General features: G+C 63.3%; 22 protein-coding genes, 1 tRNA gene and 1 pseudogene. 23 read left to right on the forward strand and 1 reads right to left on the reverse strand.

Going from position 1 to position 18,485, the window contains the following annotated elements; genetic code table 11:
* Window positions 1-49: 49 nt before the first annotated feature.
* The 23 genes from PSQ21_RS16040 (at window position 50) to PSQ21_RS16145 (ending at window position 17,725) form a co-directional block, all read left to right on the forward strand.
* Entirely contained in the window at window positions 50-841 is a 792-nt protein-coding gene (locus PSQ21_RS16040) for a hypothetical protein (protein WP_274031201.1), read from the forward strand.
* Window positions 841-1,092 (forward strand): hypothetical protein, encoded by a 252-nt coding sequence (locus PSQ21_RS16045; protein ID WP_274031202.1) that lies wholly within the window; start codon window positions 841-843, stop codon window positions 1,090-1,092. The genes PSQ21_RS16040 and PSQ21_RS16045 overlap by 1 nt, the downstream gene beginning before the upstream one ends.
* 247 nt (window positions 1,093-1,339) lie before the next feature.
* Complete coding sequence (locus PSQ21_RS16050; protein ID WP_274031203.1) at window positions 1,340-1,558, forward strand: hypothetical protein; 219 nt, start codon at window positions 1,340-1,342, stop codon at window positions 1,556-1,558.
* Window positions 1,559-1,733: 175 nt separating this feature from the next.
* Window positions 1,734-2,468 carry a recombination directionality factor gene (locus tag PSQ21_RS16055; protein WP_274031204.1) on the forward strand — a complete coding sequence of 245 codons (735 nt, stop codon included), beginning with the start codon at window positions 1,734-1,736 and terminating at the stop codon, window positions 2,466-2,468.
* Window positions 2,469-2,649: 181 nt separating this feature from the next.
* A complete protein-coding gene (locus PSQ21_RS16060) occupies window positions 2,650-2,940 on the forward strand; it encodes a hypothetical protein (RefSeq protein ID WP_274031205.1) in 291 nt (96 codons plus the stop codon).
* A 440-nt stretch (window positions 2,941-3,380) separates the two neighbouring features.
* The gene (locus PSQ21_RS37880; protein WP_443334393.1) at window positions 3,381-3,557 is read left to right on the forward strand and encodes an HNH endonuclease; all 177 of its coding nucleotides are present in this window, start codon (window positions 3,381-3,383) and stop codon (window positions 3,555-3,557) included.
* 202 nt (window positions 3,558-3,759) lie between these two features.
* Entirely contained in the window at window positions 3,760-6,180 is a 2,421-nt protein-coding gene (locus PSQ21_RS16065) for a phage/plasmid primase, P4 family (protein WP_274031206.1), read from the forward strand.
* Between the two features lie 98 nt (window positions 6,181-6,278).
* Window positions 6,279-6,779, forward strand: a complete 501-nt coding sequence (locus tag PSQ21_RS16070) for a DNA cytosine methyltransferase (RefSeq protein WP_274031207.1) — start codon at window positions 6,279-6,281, stop codon at window positions 6,777-6,779.
* A gap of 61 nt (window positions 6,780-6,840) precedes the next feature.
* Window positions 6,841-7,332, forward strand: coding sequence for a DNA (cytosine-5-)-methyltransferase (locus tag PSQ21_RS16075; protein WP_274031208.1), 492 nt, complete (start codon window positions 6,841-6,843; stop codon window positions 7,330-7,332).
* A 237-nt stretch (window positions 7,333-7,569) separates the two neighbouring features.
* Entirely contained in the window at window positions 7,570-9,444 is a 1,875-nt protein-coding gene (locus PSQ21_RS16080) for a DNA polymerase (RefSeq protein WP_274031209.1), read from the forward strand.
* Between the two features lie 462 nt (window positions 9,445-9,906).
* On the forward strand, window positions 9,907-11,088 hold the full coding sequence (locus PSQ21_RS16085) for a sigma-70 family RNA polymerase sigma factor (RefSeq protein ID WP_274031210.1): 1,182 nt from the start codon (window positions 9,907-9,909) through the stop codon (window positions 11,086-11,088).
* 91 nt (window positions 11,089-11,179) lie between these two features.
* The gene (locus tag PSQ21_RS16090) at window positions 11,180-11,353 is read left to right on the forward strand and encodes a hypothetical protein (RefSeq protein ID WP_274031211.1); all 174 of its coding nucleotides are present in this window, start codon (window positions 11,180-11,182) and stop codon (window positions 11,351-11,353) included.
* A gap of 124 nt (window positions 11,354-11,477) precedes the next feature.
* A tRNA-Ser gene (locus PSQ21_RS16095) sits at window positions 11,478-11,549 on the forward strand.
* Between the two features lie 35 nt (window positions 11,550-11,584).
* Window positions 11,585-11,983: a hypothetical protein gene (locus tag PSQ21_RS16100; protein WP_274031212.1), complete on the forward strand. Its 399-nt coding sequence runs from the start codon at window positions 11,585-11,587 to the stop codon at window positions 11,981-11,983.
* On the forward strand, window positions 11,980-12,384 hold the full coding sequence (locus PSQ21_RS16105; protein WP_274031213.1) for a hypothetical protein: 405 nt from the start codon (window positions 11,980-11,982) through the stop codon (window positions 12,382-12,384). The genes PSQ21_RS16100 and PSQ21_RS16105 overlap by 4 nt, the downstream gene beginning before the upstream one ends.
* Before the next feature lie 226 nt (window positions 12,385-12,610).
* Window positions 12,611-12,883, forward strand: coding sequence for a hypothetical protein (locus PSQ21_RS16110; RefSeq protein WP_274031214.1), 273 nt, complete (start codon window positions 12,611-12,613; stop codon window positions 12,881-12,883).
* Between the two features lie 283 nt (window positions 12,884-13,166).
* Entirely contained in the window at window positions 13,167-13,442 is a 276-nt protein-coding gene (locus PSQ21_RS16115) for a hypothetical protein (RefSeq protein WP_274031215.1), read from the forward strand.
* Window positions 13,443-13,513: 71 nt separating this feature from the next.
* Complete coding sequence (locus PSQ21_RS16120) at window positions 13,514-13,732, forward strand: hypothetical protein (protein WP_274031216.1); 219 nt, start codon at window positions 13,514-13,516, stop codon at window positions 13,730-13,732.
* Between the two features lie 847 nt (window positions 13,733-14,579).
* The gene (locus PSQ21_RS16125; RefSeq protein WP_274031217.1) at window positions 14,580-15,230 is read left to right on the forward strand and encodes a hypothetical protein; all 651 of its coding nucleotides are present in this window, start codon (window positions 14,580-14,582) and stop codon (window positions 15,228-15,230) included.
* A gap of 66 nt (window positions 15,231-15,296) precedes the next feature.
* Window positions 15,297-16,076 (forward strand): hypothetical protein, encoded by a 780-nt coding sequence (locus tag PSQ21_RS16130; protein WP_274031219.1) that lies wholly within the window; start codon window positions 15,297-15,299, stop codon window positions 16,074-16,076.
* 88 nt (window positions 16,077-16,164) lie between these two features.
* Window positions 16,165-16,425: a hypothetical protein gene (locus PSQ21_RS16135; RefSeq protein WP_274031220.1), complete on the forward strand. Its 261-nt coding sequence runs from the start codon at window positions 16,165-16,167 to the stop codon at window positions 16,423-16,425.
* 396 nt (window positions 16,426-16,821) lie between these two features.
* On the forward strand, window positions 16,822-17,082 hold the full coding sequence (locus PSQ21_RS16140) for a hypothetical protein (protein WP_274031221.1): 261 nt from the start codon (window positions 16,822-16,824) through the stop codon (window positions 17,080-17,082).
* A 337-nt stretch (window positions 17,083-17,419) separates the two neighbouring features.
* Window positions 17,420-17,725 carry a hypothetical protein gene (locus PSQ21_RS16145; RefSeq protein ID WP_274031222.1) on the forward strand — a complete coding sequence of 102 codons (306 nt, stop codon included), beginning with the start codon at window positions 17,420-17,422 and terminating at the stop codon, window positions 17,723-17,725.
* A gap of 347 nt (window positions 17,726-18,072) precedes the next feature.
* On the opposite strand, the pseudogene PSQ21_RS16150 reads toward PSQ21_RS16145, so the two are convergent.
* Window positions 18,073-18,306 (reverse strand): annotated as a pseudogene (locus PSQ21_RS16150) (pirin family protein); the annotation flags it as partial.
* Window positions 18,307-18,485: the final 179 nt, after the last annotated feature.

Below are 18,485 nucleotides of genomic sequence, written 5' to 3' on the forward strand. Positions count from 1 at the left end.
GAAGGTGCGCACTGTTTACCGTGGCGGAAGCCGCTTTTACGTCCACCCCGTGAACCGGGAAATCGTTCACCCGGGCGTGACGTCCATTCTGGGAATGCTGCCTAAGCAGAATTTCTTCGGCCCGTGGCAAGCGAAGATGGCAGCAGAACTTGCCGTCGACTCGATCGACTTCGTGTCGGATATGGCGCGTCGCGACCGTGACGGAGCCATCGACTATCTGAAGGGTGCCGCGCGCCGCTACACGAAGGTTCGCGCCGATCTGGGTAGCGAAGCCCATGATCTCTTCGAGCGCCTGATACGTGGTGAGTACGTGGGCAGGGTCCGGAGCGACCTTCAGCCCTACGTCGACCACTTCCGTGAGTTCCTTGAGGCAGTGAACCCGGAGTTTCTGGGTGCCGAAGATGTGGCGTGGTCGGACACGTACGGCTATGCCGGGTCTTTCGACGTCGTGATGATTGTGTGGCTCGACGCTGACGGCATCCCGACCCCGGACCGCTCCGGCACTCCGCATCTGATCATGGGTGACTGGAAGACGGGCAAGAACACGTACCCGGACGTTGCCCTTCAGCTCAGTGCGTACATGAACGCTGACTTCTTCCTTGACGCTGACGGCAACAAGCGGGACGTCCCGGAGTTCGAGGGTGCTGCCGTTCTTCACGTCACAGACGAGACATGGGCGTTCAAGCCGATCGAGACTGGGCCCGAAGTGTTCGCACAGTTCCTACACCTTCGCGCGACCTTCGATTGGGACCGCGACCTTTCCCGGAAGGTGATCGGAAAGCCCATTGCGCGGAAGGCGAAGGGCAAGATTGTGACCGGTACCCAGCGAAGGGCGCGATAGTGGCGAAGCGCTTTTTCCGCGTGCTTCCGGGGCGCTACCCGCTGCGGAAAAGCGAAGTGCGCGTCCAGTTCCGGGAGCGGCGTCGAATCGGCTCCGTACTCATTGACGAAGCGTGCGTCTGGGTGGACGACACCGACGATCCGAAGCGCGCCGTTGACGGCGTGAAGGGTGCCATCATCCGCCGGCTAGCACGTGACCTTGCCGTGCGCGATTTGCTGGGCGATACGCCTTACGACGAAGGGGCGCGCTGAGTTGCTTCAGGCCACCACTACCGGAATCCTCAAGGATTCGTACGCCCAGGGCGGCAGCATCGGCGTTTACATCACGCCCGTGTATTGCTCCGTGTCGCGCCCCATGACTGCTGAGCTGACGCCTGACGAAGCGCGCTTGCTGGGTCTCCGGCTCATCCGGCTTGCTGATCAGGCAGACGCACAGCGGACCTAGTCACCGACTCCCTTACCGGCAGATGTAAGCAACCCGCATGAAGGAGAGAACGCCTTGAAGAACGACCTTAAGACCCTGGGCACTGCGGCGCTTGTCGGCTTCGCGCTGATCTCGCTGGGGCTTGCTGTCTCCGCGTACTTCAGCATGATCGTTGTCGGCATGTGGCACGGTCACAACGACGCCGTGCCTGCCCTGGGCTTCGTTGACTGCCTGTACGGCGTTGGCCTCTTCTCCATCCTCACGGGTCTGGGCGCGTACGTGAAGCGCGACTAGCACCCCGGAGCCCCAATCCCCCACACCTGACCCCTCAGTGCCTCACACGGGCGCTGAGGGGTTTTCGTGCGTTCCGGCCCTACGTCACCGACTCCCTTACCGGTAATAGACAGCACAAGGGACGGACGGGCAGCGGCGAGTTCCTGCCCGTCCGCCTACTAAGGGAGTTACACGCATGGCGAAGCGGTCGATTTGGGCGGGCGACGAAGAGAACAAGCCGAAGAAGCGCGAGACGTACGCGGACGACACCGTTGGCCGGCTGCACTCCGGCTACTCGGAGAAGAACGAAAAGGGGAACCTTGTCCCCGTGGCGCTGAGTGAGTGGCGCTTTTCCACGGGTGAGAAGACCGTTGCTGACGCCGTTGCCCAGCTCTTCGGCGGTACCCCCGTTGAGGATGACGAGTCGACGTCTGAGAACTTCATCGACGTTTTCACGTCCAAGGATCGCATTCCCGTGATCCTTGAGGCGGACGGCATCGACTGGGACATGAAGCTCTGGTGGAACGGCAAGCTCAAGCACCACTGCGACGGCTTCGACTTCCTGTCGCACAAGGACGAAGACATGATCGGTCAGCCGTGCGGTTGCCCGACCCTCTTTGATGAGCGGAAGGCAGCGGCGAAGGAGGGCGACGCCCCGAACCCTGCGCAGACTGTCACGTTCCAGCTCGCTGACGACCCGGAGCTTGGCAAGTTCAAGTTCCAGACTGGTTCGTGGACGCTCTTCAAGGTCATTCACGAAGCCGAAGACGCCCTAGAGCGCATCGGCAAGGGTGGCCCGGTTCTCGCTTACCTTGAGCTTGAGCTTGTGGAGTACACGCCGAAGAAGGGCCCGATGCGGAACAAGCTTGTGTCGTATTACAAGCCCGTCATCAACGTCGCGAAGTCCTTCAACGACGCCGTTGCCGACTAGTGGCGCGTCTGGAACCCGCGTCCCGGGAAGCCTGGGCGCGCGTGATGCGTGGCGCTTCTGACGACGCCGTGAAGGTCCCCCTGTGGGAGTACCCGCCGGAAGCACGGGTTGCGATTCTCCGTGAGCGGCGCGTCAGGTTCGGCGTACAGACGGCAGACGACTTCGATCCGGAGTACCACTAGTGGGGCAGCGGGGAACGGTCACCGATTACGCGGGCGAAAGGCTGTACGTCGGTGACCTGATCAACTATGCGACCCGTTGCGGGAACGGCACACGTGCGGCTGACGCGGTTATTCGGGAAATCGAGATCCGGCGCTTCGAGGGGAAGCGAATTCCGTTCCTGAAGGTCCAGCCGACCGGCACCGAATCCCGCGACGGACTGACGGAGCGCAAGTCACTGCGCAAGGAATGGATAGGCACCGATCACGTGCGGCTTCTGAGAAGCAACGTGACCGGACAACGGAACGGCTGACACGACACACACACGCCCCGGGCGGAGCACTGCGCTTCGTACCGGGGCTTGTCGTCGTCTCAACCCACTCACGTGAGTAGGTAAGGGATGGAACGCAAGATCACGGTAGCCAATGCCCCCGCGCTGGGAGACCTTCGCGCCATGGGCAGGGGCGACACCGTATGGATTCACGCGAACGCCGAGACACGCAAGGACTGGGCGCGATACAGCGACGCTCTTGCCGCTGCGGTAACCCGTGGGGCTGACGTACGCCGACGCTGGGGGATTTGATGCGCCACGAACCGAAGTGCTCTTGTCAGCCGTGCCGGAACAAGCGCCGGAAGTCGTACATCAAGGACTACTACCGGAAGTTGCCGAAGGACAAGCGTCACACACTGAGTCAGAAGCGTCGAGCGACGGCGTACGGGGTCGAGCACGCCGAGTATTCCCGCACTGAGGTCATGCGCCGTTGGTCGTACCGCTGCGCCTACTGCGATGCACGGGCGGAGCACCTTGACCACGTTCACCCGCTCAGCAAGGGCGGCGCTGACGCCGAACACAACATGCTTCCGGCGTGCGCGAAGTGCAACCTGTCGAAGGGCGCGAAGACGCTTGCCCAGTGGGCGGAGTCGTTCTAGTGCCTGGGATGCTGCGCAACAGTCGTCACGTGGGCTACCGGACGTGCGACAGGTGCAAGAACTGTTACGACGGGAAGCGCGACACTCGGCTTTGGCGGAAGGCCACACGCAAGCGAGAAGAGCGGGCATGGCGACGCGCGCCGGCTGACTAGGTCACCGACTCCCTTACGGGTCCACGAGAGACAAACGAAAGGTGTCGACCGTGGACTTCGTGAGCTTGCTGGGCCGATTCAAGGACGTCAGCGAAGAGCCAGACGGCGGGTATCTGGCCGCGTGTCCGGCGCACAACGACTCGCGTCCGTCGCTCCGGATATGGCGGGGGGACGACGACAAGGTTCGCCTGTCGTGCCGCGCCGGATGCAAGACGGAGCGCGTGAAGGATGCCGCCGGGCTTGCCTGGGCTGACCTGTTCGACGTGACCGGCGACGGCATGACCGTGCCGAAGGAAAAGCCGAAGATGGTTGGTGCCGGGTCGGTTGCGGCGCTCCGCATGTGGTTGACGTCGCTGCCCCTGGGGGATGGCACGTACGCTGCTGACCGGTTCGGCATCAACCCAACTGAGGCTGAGCGCCTGGGACTTCGCTTCTCGGCTCCGTATACGGGTGACCGACTCGACTATGACGGGCCCGACTTCGTGTCGCTGAGCTTCGCGCGGTACCCCCGGCTTGTCGTGCCGCTGAACGGTTTCGACGGTGTGACCCGTGGCGCTCAGGGGCGTGACCTCAGCGGCAAGTGCCCGGGGCGTTGGCTGAGCCTGAGCAACCCGGAAGGGCAGCGCTGGGCCCCGTACGGCGTGTTCCGTGGCGAGTCCGGTTACGGGGTTATCCTGCTCACTGAGGGGCCCGGAGACGCGCTTACAGCGGTTTCGGTCGGGTACGACGCCGTTGCCGTTCGGGGCGCTTCTCTCGTCAACAACCCTGAGCTTGTGGCCGAGTTGGCCGAAGGGCTTCGCGGCTATCAGGTGATCGTGTGCGGTGACAGCGACACGGCCGGCCAGGGGTTCACGCTGCGCCTTTCCGAAGGGCTTGCCGCGCACGGCATCGACACGTACGCGCTGAACACCCAGGGCGACGACCTTACGGATTGGCGCGAGTCGAACCCGGCGGCGTTCCCATCCGCTCTTCACGCTGCGGTCAAGTCGGCTCGACCGGTCAAGGATCGCGTCCAGGTCGAGGCGGAGCACCGTAAGGCGGAAGTCGCGCACCGTACCGGCGCTGTCCAGGTGTCGAGTGATCAGGGCACCGAAGCGGCGCGCATCCTGGGCGAGTTGGTCAACACGTACGGCGAAGACGCTGACGCGATGAACGCCTATGCGTTGGTTGCGTGGACTGACGGCAGGATCAAGTACGCCCCGGGACTGGGGTACTTCGTGTGGGACGGTACGACGTGGATGAAGAGCGCTACGCGCGTGCGTCAGGAGATTCACGCCATGGGCGCGGCTCTTGTGCTCACCGGGTACACGAAGGAAGCGCGCGGCTTCACCATGACGTCGAAGATCAACAACCTTCTGGAAGAGCTGCGCAGCGTGCCCAGCGTGTACGTGGACGCTGAGGAATTCGACGCGAAGCCGTACCTGTTGAGCTTCACGAACGGCGTTGTGGACCTTCGCACGGGGAAGCTCCGCGCGCACGATAAAGCCGACATGCTGACCGTGACGCTGCCGATCGAATACGACCCCAACGCCCAGGCTCCGCGATGGGAACAGTTCATCACGGAGATTTTCCCGGGCAACGCCGATCTTGTGGATTACGTACAGCGGCTTGTCGGGTACGGCATTACCGGCAACACGAGTGAGCAGTGTTTTGCCGTTCTGTGGGGCAAGGGTGCCAACGGAAAATCGGTGTTCACGGAGACACTGACGGACGTGTTCGGCCGGATCACGAAGACGACCCCGTTCGCAACGTTTGAGGACAAGGCCGGCGGGGGCGGCATTCCGAACGACCTTGCGGCGCTCCGTGGTGCGCGTCTCGTCATGGCGTCCGAAGGCGAGTCGGGCAAGCCCATGTCGGAAGCCGTCCTGAAGCGCGTGACAGGCAAGGACAAGGTCACGGCAAGGTTTTTGCGCCAAGAGTTCTTCACCTTCTCCCCCACGTTCTTGATCATGCTTGCCACGAACCACAAGCCAAAATTCCGGTCGCAGGACGAAGGGCTTTGGCGACGCGTGAAATTGATCCCGTTCGCCCGGTACTTCGCGCCGGAAGAGCGGGATTACGACCTTGACAGGAAGCTTCGCGCTGAGGCTGCGGGCATCGTGGCATGGGCTGTTCGTGGCGCTGTCGAGTGGTACGCGAAGGGACTGAAGGACCCTGTCAGCATCTCAGCGGCTACGAAGGAGTACCGGGCGACGTCTGACGCGTTGGCGGGCTTCTTCCCGGGCGTGCTCGAAACGGCTGACGACTCCGCTGTGATGCCGGGCGCTGACGCCTACAACGCCTATCGCGATTGGTGCGAGGCTGAAGGGCTGAAGTCGACTGAGGTTTGGTCGCGGAAGGCGTTCTACGGAGCCATGGAAGAGCGCAACGTATCGAAGATGAAGACGCGTAGCGGGATCGCCCTTGTGGGCGTGCGGGTGGCTGACGCACCTGTTGCCGCTACCGGTCCGGGCATCTTCGCTAAGGACTGACCCGGAGCCCCAGCCTACTCACATGAGTGGGCTGGGGCTTTTCGCGTTGCGGAGCAAGTCACCGACTCCCTTCTAGGCAGACAAAGGGAGGATTCAAGGTGGCAATCCTAGAACTGTGCGCGGGATACGGCGGATTGGGCATAGCCGTTGAAGCGCTCACCGGAGACAAGGTCACGGTCGTCGCTGAGGTACACAAGGCGGCGTGCGAAGTCATGGCGTACCGATTCCCGGACGCGCCGAACATCGGTGACGTACAGCAAGCGCGCTGGGAAGACCTTCGCGGCGAAGTCGACACGATCACGGCGGGCTTCCCCTGCCAAGACATCAGCAACGCGGGCAAGCGAGAGGGAATCCAGGGTGAGCGCAGCGGGATTTGGTTCAACATCGCTGAAGGAATTCGGGTCATTCGACCCCGATACGTCTACCTGGAAAACGTTGGAGCGATCCGAAATCGGGGACAAGCGGCAGTGCTCAGTTCGCTTTCCGAAATCGGGTATGACGCGGTCTGGACAGCTATTCGAGCTAGTGACATCGGAGCCCCGCACGAAAGGCTCCGATGGTTCTGTGTTGCCACTCCTTCCGACCCCAACGGTTTCTGACGCCGATCGAGGACCGGACTACGCGAAGGCGGACCGACCCGGGGCGGGCGGGGACGACCTTGTGACGGCAGTGGCGAAGCTCTTCCCGCGCGACCGTGCCGACACGCTGTTCAAGACGCCTACGGCGAACCTTGGTTCCAACGGCTCCGCCCAGCACCCGGACAAGCGGAAGGCTGGGGGGCACGGCCCGACCCTCGAAGACGAAGTGTGTTTCCTGCTGAACGTGACGCCGGAAGACACGCTGCCGGACGACGGGCCGCATTCGCCGGCTGAGTGGTGGGGCCCGTTCGCGCGCGCTGTGTACCGATGGGAGACGATCCGGCAGACAGCGGCACCCGTACCCATCATCCGGGGCCCCAGGGGCGGCGTGAAGCTCTCTCCGGAGTTCGCTGAGTGGCTTATGGGGCTCGATCCCGGGTGGGTCACGGCGGTACCGGGGCTCACGCACAAAGAGAAGTTGGAGCGCATCGGCAACGGCGTTGTACCGCATCAAGCCTTCGCGGCGTTCCGGGAGTTGAAGGCGACGTTGGACGCACGGAACGGGGGCGCGTGATGGAGCACGAAGACGGGTGTGAGTGCGCCCCGTGCGGGACGTTGGTCATGGGCCCGTTTCCCGACTGGGAACCGACGCCCTTGCCGGACGGCGTGACGGGACGGTGTGTGTTCTGTAAGCGTGACGGGCAACTCGCCTACTACACGGCGTTGGGCATGTCCGTTGGGATGTGCTGTCAGCGGTAGATAGTCACCGACTCCCTTCGTGGCACTTGACAGCTACGAAGGGAGTCGCCCCGTGATCCATTACGGGCACAAGGTCAACGGTGAGCCGATCACGGTTTTCGTTCCGGAGACTGACGCTGATCTTCGCGCCTTCATGCACTGGGCGCGCAACAAACCGGAACTCGCGCTTGACACGGAAACCACGGGGCTCGACATCTACGCCCCGAATTACCGTCTGCGCACAGTGCAATTCGGCACCACGCATGAAGCATGGGTCATCCATTACGAACTGGGCGGGCGCTTCAAGGAAGCTGCCGATTACGTTCTCAAGCACTGCCCGCGCTTCCTGATTCACAACGCAATGTTTGACTGGCTTGTGTTGGACGCGCATTCGGGCGTGACCCTGGAATCTCTCGCGCCGCGAACCGTAGATACGAAGATCAAAGCAACTTTGATCGACCCGCGTCAGCCCCAGGAAGGCGGCATTGGGACCGGCCTCAAGCCCCTCAGCGCGTTCTACGTCGACCCGACTGCCCCAGACACCCAGGGCGATCTAACGGCGGTCTTCCGGTCGCTGGGGCTCACGAAAGCAACCGGCTTCGCGGGCATCGACCTTCGGCACCCGACTTACAACCTGTACGCCGGGCTTGACGTCATCTACACGGCACGGCTGAACCCTGCCCTTGACGCCGAACACAAGCGGCTGAGTATCCGCCCGACGTTGCTTGAGTACGAACACGAGATCGCCTACATGTGCGCGGTCATGCAGCGGGCCGGCCTAGTGCTCGACCTTGAGTATGTGGACACTCTCCGGCGGATGCTCCGCGAAGAAGAAGAGAAGTACGCGTACATAGCGGCGAGTTGGGGCGTCGACTCCGTCAACTCCGGCGCTCAGGTGTCGGAAGCGTTGCTTGCCATGGGCGAGACGCTGACACAGACAACTGACGGCGGAGCGCTGAAGGTTGACAAAGCCGTCTTGCTGCCGTTGGCGGACCTTGACCGGGACTGGGACCGTATCGGGGCGCGTGCGCCTAACCCGTTGGCCGAAGCCGTCCTTCGTGCGAAGCGCGCTGGGAAGTGGGTCACGTCGTACGCGGACAAGTTCGCGAACAACCACGACGCCAACGGGCGCATCCACCCGACTTTCAACACTCTTCAGGCGCGCACGGGGCGCATGTCGATTTCGGGTGACTTCGCGGCTCAAACGCTGCCGTCTTCGGACTGGATGATTCGCCGCGCAATCCTGGGCGACGAAGAAAACCACATCGTCGGGTCCGTCGACTTCCAGGCAATCGAAATGCGCGTGTTGGCTGCACTGGCCGACGTGAAGCGCATGAAGGCTGGATTCTGCGACCCGGACCCGGACCCGGCGCTGTACCCGGACGGCTTCGATATCCACATGTACACGGCACGGCTCATCAAGGGTGCCGCTGCCACGGGGCGGGATCGGAAGGTCTTCAAGGGGGCAGGCTTCGGCAAGGTCTACGGGGGCGGCGTCGCCACGATCGCTCGACAGACCGGAGCGACCGAAGCGGAGATTGCCCGTGCGGTTGCTGAGTATGACCGCGTGTTCCCGGAGATCAAGCGCGCGTCGTCGCGTTGGCAGCGGGAAGCGCGCAACACGGGGCTTGTCACTGTCTCCGTGACCGGTCGCCGGCTCCCGCTCGACCGACACCGTACGTATGCGGTCGTGAACTACCAGTGCCAGTCAGCGGCGCGTGACGTCCTGGGGCAAGCCATGCTCAACATGCGCGACGCCGGGCTTCTGGAGTACATGAAGCTCCCGATTCACGACGAGATCGTGTTCAGCGCACCGAAGGAGGACGCGCGAGACATTGCGCGCGAGTTCGAGCGTTGCATGACGATGGATCTCTTCGGCGTTCCGGTCACGGCGGAAGCGGAGCTTGGCGGGCGTTCCTGGGGCTCCCTGTACGGGGCCGACTTCTAAGCGGAACCGTCCGACGCTGCCCGCTGTTCGATAACGGGACAGTCACAGTTCAAGCCTACTAGCGTGAGTAGGTTGGCGCTCCATCTGACGGAGTACCTAAGCCCCGTTACCTGTATCGCGAAGGTAACGGGGCTCCGTGAATATGCCAGACCCGTACATCTGAAGGATGAGGCGACGTCACGCCTTCGATTTAGCTACAACCCGCGCAAGCTCGGCAGTGTCTCCCTGGGTACCACGTCGCCACCTAGTGACTACTCACGTGAGTAGTCACCTGTTACGTTCGTGTTGTTCGACGGACCGGAGCTGATCAGCCCCCGTCGGCAGAGTCGGTGACCTTCATCGGTTGCCCCCGCATGTTCGAACACATGCGGAACCCTGCCGTGACGCGCTGACGCCCCATGTCCGCACGCCCTAGGTCACCGACTCCCTTACCCGGAATCAAACGACCTAGGGAGTCACCCAGTGCTGTCTATCGCCACCATCAACGCCGCCCAGGACAACGACCTTGCCGCCCTTGCGGACGTCATCAAGGCCACGGAGTCCCGCGTAGAAGTCCTTGCGGGCAAGGCAGCGCGCCGGATGGCTCCGCACCGTGGTCCCCGCTTCGCTGACTACCGGGACGAATTCATTCAGGTGGGCCGCATTGCCGTCTGGGAAGCCCTGGCACGCTTCACCGACACCACGGTTGAGTCGTTCGAGCGATACGTCTACTCGACCATTGAAGGCACCCTGAAGGACGCGGTACGGGCTCAGCGCAACGGGAACGCCGGAGCCGACGAGAACGCCGTGAAGACCTTCGCCGCGATGCTCGAAGCCGCTGACGGAGACACGTACGAAGCTGCGAAGCTCGCCCAGACCCTCCCCCCGAAGGGCAAGCGCCTGAGCGCCGACCGTGCCGAAGCCGCCCGCATGGCGTGGCAGGGTGCCGTTTCGCTCGACCGGAAGGTGACGACCGGCGGCGTTGACGACGGAGAAAGCACGCTTGCCGACACGCTGAACCTTGCCGTTGAAATGGAAGACCTTGACGACGAAGTTCGCCCGAAGGTTGGTCGGGGCGCGCTGATCGAAGCCGCTCACGTGCTCGCCCGCTACGTTCCGATGCCTGCCGACGCCGACACCCGAGAAACCTTCTGTGACGCCCTTGAGGCGGCATCCACGGGCTTCACGACCCCGGCGGACGTTGACGCGCTCGAAGACGCCGTGAAGGTCCCCAGTGACCCGACTGAGCGCCGCTACGTGCTCGACGCCATGGCGGTCATCCGTTCCGCTGTCTCGACGGCAACGGAAGGCGCACTGACCGAAGACCTTCGGAACGTGTCTGACGACCGGATGGCGGACAGTGCCGAGAAGCACGGGCGGGTTAACGACTGTCTTGACTCCCTGGGGCAGGCTCAGCGCGACGTGTTGCGCCACTCCTTCGGCATCAAGGGTGTCACTGATTACGGCTGGGGCGACGGATGCGACATGGACGGCATCAGTGAGGCGCTGGGCATGACGCGGCAGAACGTCATGGGGAACCGCTCGAAGGGCCGTAAGGCATTCGCGAAGCGCTACGCCGCTGCGGTCAGCCTGTTCGACGTCGAGCACGCCCAGGCGCTCACCGAAGCCGCTGCCGCCATGACGACGTTTGCCGGACGCAAGTAGCCACCCAGGGGCGGAGCCAACGACCGGTTCCGCCCCTAGTCACCGACTCCCTTACTGGCAAACGAGAGACACGAACGAACGGAGAAGCACAGTGCAGACCTTCGCACTCACCAGCGGCCACACGGTCAACGTCGCACGGTCCGGCCGGCGGAACATGATCGAGTTCGTCACGCGCAACCCGGAAGGCGGCGTGATCAGCACTGTGCGCCGGACGTTCGCGGAATCGGTCCCGCTCATCAAGTCGCTTGCCTGCCGCACCCGCTGAAGGAGAAACACCCATGGCTCAGTTCGTGACCGACATGCTTCAGAACTTCTCACTCGTGTGCCTTTCGGTGGCGTTCGCCCTCAACGCCCGTCGCCGCTAGCACGAAGGGGCTCCGGCCCCGAACGCCCCGGTAGCTCAACGGCAGAGCGCGGATTGATCAACCGGGTTTGAGTGGGTTCGACTCCCACCCGGGGCACGCAAGAGCCAGCACACGACGAAGGAGAGAACGGCGTGAAGGTCTGGAGAGTTGGTCACAAGTCGGCGCTTGACAACGGCTTCCCATCCGGCCCGTACACCTGCAACGGCGTCTCAGGCGAGCACCATGAACGACTTTGGGGCATGTCGTGCGCTCACAGCTATTCAACGCACCCATCCCCCCAGGCTGACCCGTTGCTGCGGGACATCCGGTCGAACGAGCGCTGCGGGTTCGACTCACGCGAAGCGCTCAATGCGTGGTTCGACGGATGGGGCCACGTGCTAGCTGAATGCGACTTCGAAGTCTGGGCGTACGAAGTCCCCGACTGGGCGGTACGCGTCGGCAGGCACGGTCAAGCCGTCTTCGTCGCTGGGGAAGCCGTCGAGTTCAGCCGGCACGAATTCGCCCCTGAGCAACTGGAGCTATTCGCGTGACCCCTTACACGCTGGGCTTCCCGTTGAGTATGGCCGAATGGGAAACCCGCTTCTTTCTGAACGTCTTCACCAATCCCACTAAGGAGAGAAACACAATGCAGGTCACCAGCGAAACGAAGGCCGTCCTTAAGACCGAGGGAACCGGCCGCGTCATCGGCTTCGTGAAGTCGAACGAACCGGGCAAGATCAGCATTGCCGTACCGAATGACCGCGCTCTGATGATTCCGGCTCAGGCGCGTCAGCTTGCCGCATGGCTGGTCTCAGAGGCGGAAAAGGCGGAAAAGGTCATGACGACCGCCGCGCGCACGTCTGAGGGTTGGCGGACCGCTGAGGCGCGTCGACAGTCTGAGATCCGCGCGGCGCTCGACCGTGACCGTGTGGGTTACCGCCGTGCCTACTGAGCCGAAGTCGCCACGCAAGACAGCGTCACAGAAGCGCGCTGAGGGCATGGCGGAGCGACACGACGCGTGGAAGAGCGCACACGCGCTACTCCGGCCGCTCGACTGGGCTGAGGGGACGACGCCGCTCGACGTTCTGTCGCTCGCACAGTGGCTCTACGAAGACCCCACCTGACGACCTAGGGCCAGGCTACTCACGTGAGTAGCCTGGCCTGTTTGGAGAGTAGACGTGAGCTGTATCGAGTGTGGGCGCACGAACGTTCACAAGCTCGATTGCGGGCAACCTGCATCCAACCCGTTTCTGTCGCTCAGCCCGGCGGCAATCGACGTGCTTGACGACATGGTTGACGAGTGGGCCGACCTTGACCGACACGGCCAACTGAACGGCGGCTTCGGGTACGGGCCGAAGAAGACTGCGGCGCTGTCGCTCATCTACACCCTGGTACGCAACGCCCACAAGACACGCGTCGGGTACACCGACGTTGAGGAGAGTTCGAAGTGAAGAAGTCCACCACTGCCCTTGTCGCTACCGCTGCCCTTGCTGTTGGCGTGCTGACCGGATGCGCCGACAGCGACGACAACACGGAGTGTCAGACCTTCACGACGGTTGCCGCTGCCGCACCCGCCCCGCGTCCCGCACCTGCCCCCCGTCCGGCTCCGGCTCCGGCCCCGAAGTTCAACAAGCCGACCACGCCGAAGGCTCCGCAGCGGAACGCGACCCCGGGTCAGCCGGCTCAGCCCAACTCGCCCCGTACGACGACGAATTGTTGGGAGCGCGACGACCGATGATCAACGCCGTTCTTGTGGACCTTCCGGAGCACAACGCGCGCGTCCGGCGCATCAAGTCCGTGTTCAACGAAGCGTGTTGGGCGCTCGACGTCGAGCCGGAGTTCCTTGACGTCACGTCGTACGACAGCCGCGCCGGCCAAGTTGAGGTCGTGCCGACCGTGTACGTGTACGACGACGCCGACCCGTACGAAAACCCAATAGCGGAGCATCGGGGCGCGTTCACCGGTGAGCAGATCACGGCGCTTCTCGAACGGGGCTTGGCTCTCGTCTAGGTGTTGTGCCTACTCACGTGAGTAGGCTATTGTTCCTCACGTAAGCAAGAAACCGCCGAAGGGAACACACCGTGAACGTCGTGAAGCTCACCAGTGCCGAGAAGAACCAGACCGCTGAGATCAAGCTGAAGGACGAGACGCTTACCGTGCGCGTCCTCCTGAGCAACGGCGAAGAGCTGACCGGTTGGCAGTTCGACTACGCCGCCGAAGGCTTCGACGCGGGTTACGCCGCTGCCGCTGCCGCCTTCGAAGTCGACCGGTTCGAGCGCTACGGCTACGTACAGCACTGACCGAAGGGACTGCCCGATGCCGGAGATACGCGAACTGAAGTGCACGGCGCACGGCGCGAAGTGCGACGGAAACCCGAAGGAAGCGCACCTGTTCCGCTGGGTCAAGCTGTAAGCCCAGGACTGAGCCCCAGGCTACTCACATGAGTAGCCTGGGGTCTTCTGTGTTTGCTGACGCATCGTCAGCTAATTTTGCCTGGCATATGCCCTGGGTCCGGGAGTAGGGTCGTCCACACACCGATTCGCACAGCCGTTCGAATGGATGAGCCCCTAGGGCTGACCTCCTACCTACGGATGACCGGCCCCTCATCTTCACGAATGCTTTACAACACGACCCAGGAAGGATCAGAGTTCAACCATTCGCATCCGAACATTAGGAAGCACTCATTCCGCAGGGGGAAACCATGACTCACGCCGTCCCGTATGAACTCTCACTGTCTGTCTGGGTGCCTTCCGGCGCTGCCCGCGCATGGCTCCCTTGCCGGGTCCTGGGCGGGACTCTTACCGATGAACCGATCCAATCCTGTGGGGAGTTGAAGGCGGTCTTCCGGGCGCACGGCAAGTTGATTTCTCGGCTTCTCAGCGCTCCGACTGCACCCAAGTACGCCGGGTTCCGCATCGTTGGCAGGCGTAAAGACACTGGTGAGTTGGTCGCTGCGGTCGAGTGGGTGAGAAGCCCCGAAACAGGCGCACTTGTCCCTTTTCCATTGACATGGACCTCTTGCGAGTATGTCCACCCGCGTGTTCAACAGTTCGTTGCGTGAGCGTTACGGAATTTGGCCTTCCGCATACCCGTGCAACATGCACGATTGATTCACGGAAATCACACAAGCAAAATTATCGGGGACTCATGCCTACCAAGATCACTTTCATTGCCTCAACCGTTGCGTCCGCTGCAACAGCATTCGGAATCGGCGCTCTCGTCTTCACGTCACCGGACGCCCCGGAACTCGCCGTACCCCAGCAAGCGCCCATCGTCGCCACCACGCCCGACGCGACCGAAGCCGCGAAGCCGGTCCCCGCCACGTCCCCCAGCTCGACCACAACGCCGCTGACGCTGCCGCCCGTTGGGAAGCACGCGAAGCCCACGACAGTGCCGGAGAAGACCGCCCAGGCGGCACCGAAGGGCAAGCACGCGAAGCCGTCCGCGAAGCCGACCACTCAGCCGGCCGAAGCGGGAAGCAAAGGGTTGCTGAAGGATGCTGAGGGCGACGGCAAGATTTTGGATGACGTAACCAGCCTGGTCGTTCCGGGGCTTCCCGAAGTACCCGACGAATGGCTTCCGTTCCCGGACGAAGAAGGAAACCCCGGGCATGAGTCGCCCGATGCCGACTGGGGCGACCCGGGGCTCGTGTGCGACCCCGAACTTGCTGAGCGCCTGGGCGTCGAGCTGTCGCCCACATGCTCCCGTGACGACAACGACGGACCGGCGGACACGTGGACGCCCGAAGAGACGTGGGAAGCCCCGGGCGGTACGTGGGGCCCGTTCGTCGCCCTCTAACGGGCAAGTCACCGACTCCCTTACTGGCCCTCAGAAGAAGATCAACTTACTGAGGGAGTACGGAAGTTGGACACGAAGGCGATTGTCCGCACACGCAAGGTGCTGACGGCGGGACGATGGTTCCTGATCACGGGGCTTGTCTTCTACTCGCTCATGACGACGACACCCTTCGTCAGCGCGCACAGCGAATGGGCGTGGTCCGGCTGGGTCCTGGGCTTGATCGTGGACGCGGCGTTCATCATGGCTCTCAGCGCCGAAAGCACGTTGGCGAAGCACGGAGTGACGCACCTAGGTGCGTGGCCGGTCGCCTTCCGCTGGGTCACCGGTCTCAGCTCCGTCTTTCTGAACACGTGGCTGAGCGTGTCAGCGCGTGACTGGGTCGGCGTCGCTGTCCACTTGATCGCACCCGCCCTTGTCATGCTTCTCGCTGAGGTCGGCCCCGTGTACATGAAGGCCCTTGCCGACGCCGAGCACGAAGCGAACATGCTGACCCCGATCACGGGAGACAAGCCGACTGCCGCCCGCCGCCTGAGCGCCGCTGAGAAGGACGAAGAGCCTTCCCGGGTGTTCTTGGATGACGACTCGTTCCTTGACTACCTGAGCGCCCCGGAGAAGGCCCCTGAGCCGGACCGCGAAGCCGTGTTCAACCATCAGGTGCTCGACATGCCTGAGCCTGAGCCGGCCAACCCGCACGGCGCGCGCCTCAGCAACAAGGAAGCTAACGCGATCATCGAGCAAGGGTGGCGTCACAAGCTCGACGCCGTTGAGGTCGCTGCCGCCGCGTCGCGCCACCCTGCAACCGTCCGTAAGAAGTTCGCCCAGCTCGACGCTGAGCTGACCGTGTGACCCAGAGCCCCGTACTGACTGCCTTCGGGTGGCCGGTACGGGGCTTTTTCGCGTGCGCCAAACGTGACCGTGCCCTTACCCTCAGCGCATGAGCGAACTGAGCGACGGTACCCGGTTGAGTGATCATGAAATCCGCGAACGGCTTCGTGGGCATCAAGACGGCGGGGTGATCAGCGCACTCTTCGAGACAGGCGCGATCCGTCCGGGCATCGAAGCGGCGCTGAGCCTACGCATGGACGCGTTGGAAGACGAAGGCAAGCACGTCGACGCTGAGCGCCTGGGCGACGTGCTGACGTACGTGTGTGACGTCATGGACCGACCCCCCGTGCCGAACTGGGTCAACCGGTAGCCGCTACCACACGCCCCGTACTGACCGCAACTCCGGCGGTTGGTGCGGGGCTTCTCTGATTTCCTGAGTAATGCCGGGTCCTGTCCCCTGGCAGAGAAGCCCCACCCGTCGCCCCCGTTGCGGGTGGGGCTTCGTCATGACCCCGACTCGAAGGAGAAGCGCGCATGGCATGTCCGGCAACCCAGCAAGGGGGATCTTGCTCCGGATGCGAAGTCTGTGACGTGTCCCTATTTCTGCCGGCTCAAGACGTGTATCAAGGCCCTGGGGTGACGGGCAGCGACGAAGACCCGATCCCCCAGGGCAAGGATCACCCGCACTGAGCTGCCCCAGTCGAAGCCCCGTCCGTGCACACGTCGCTGACGGGGCTTCGTCGTACCCGCCGGATAGCCTGCCCCCATGCGAATTTCCTGGGTCATCGAAGACCACGGCGGAGACGAAGCCGTGACGGCAACCGTCGATAGCGCTGCCGAAGCGTTGGCCGCTGCGGTCCGTACAGCCTTCAGCGACGAAGACACGACGACGCTTGCACACATCATGTTCAACGTGGTCGCGCCGCTCAGAATGCAACTTGTGACCGACGGGCGGTTTGAAGTCGAACGTGGGCGCACGTGGGAAGCCCGTCAAGGGTCGATTCTCGTCACGCTCTCCCCCAACTGAGGGTGTGTCGCTACGGTGTCCCCATGCGTCGATACCGAGTGACACAACGTCCGCCGGAATGGCGGCAAGAGGTACGGCGACACGGCGAAGGCGTCACGCCGGTCGCACAACGACCCTGGGTAATCTTTGACGCCCAACTGAAGGGGTACTGCACCCTGCCGCCTGCCGACGAAGGCGCGAACGTGCTGCCGCTCGAATGGCACACGGCGGACGGCGCGCGGGCGTGGCTCATGCGCTGTTACCGAACATGGGGCAGGGTGCCGGTCATCGGGGGCGAATCCGTGCCGTACGACATCGCGCGTGAGCGGGTGGGGCAGTAATGCGGCGATACCGGGTCATGCCGCGCACGTTGATACGGCAGAAAAACGGAACGTGGCGTGCGCGTAAGCATCCGAAGTTCGTGATCTTTGATGAAATCCTGGGCGACTACTGTGCACTGCCCGGGAAGGACGGCAAGCCGGAAACGCTGCAATGGGACACCCGCGAAGGCGCGTACGAGTGGCTCGCAGTGTGCGCCGATCGCTGGAAAGAGTGGGAACACTCCACGCTGAGGGGGCGGGTACCGACCGGATGGCGGGGCTTCAAGGTCCCCGAATCGTCACCCTGGGCGGGATACACAACGCCCGTCACGCCGCACAACTGACCCAGGAAGCCCCGGACGTGCCTACACGGAGCGTTCCGGGGCTTCTCGCATTCGGATCACGACGCCGCCCGAACGGTGCTCCCAATCGCGCCCCTCACTGAGGGTCCGCCGGCCGTTTACCGTGATCTCTCGCCAAAGCGGGCTTCCGACGTTGGTCATGACTTCCGCGATGGCGTCGATTGGGTACGTCGAGCACAAGCCGCCAATCACGCCCAGGACCACGGAAGCGGCAGTGTCGGGACACGCAACCGTGCGGGTGCCACTGACACCCGTGATGCTGTACTCAAGGTGAAGCATGTGCGCATAGTCCCAGCTCAGAAGGGGTGAATGACAGTACGCCCCCAACTGGGGTAACCTTTCGGCTCCCCGGCGGCGTACTCCACCTCACCCATCTGGTCCATCATGATGAACGGGTCGAGGTGCCGGTAGTTGATGCCCGCGAACGCGCGGCGGACGGGGAAGCCCTCGCCCTCGAAACCGCTCGGCGCGGTCGTGACGGTGAGGACGGGACGGGCCACGGCGTCACCCGAAGCGGCCACCTTGGGCAGGGTCAGCGGGTTGTCGACGGTCACTGCGGGCATGGAAGCCACCTCCGGGCGAGTGTTCTGCGATCAATTTAGTTGAATGATGAACATCTCGCAAGGCGTCACGCATTCCCGGGCGGCCACGCCAGTGGCCCCACCCGTGATCACGGCAGCGAAAAGGGCCCGCGCCACTGTCGGCACGGACCCGCGTCCGAAACAACGAAACAGCAGGTCAA

This window comes from Streptomyces sp. MMBL 11-1 (assembly GCF_028622875.1).
In the GTDB taxonomy this organism is placed as follows: Bacteria; Actinomycetota; Actinomycetes; order Streptomycetales; family Streptomycetaceae; genus Streptomyces.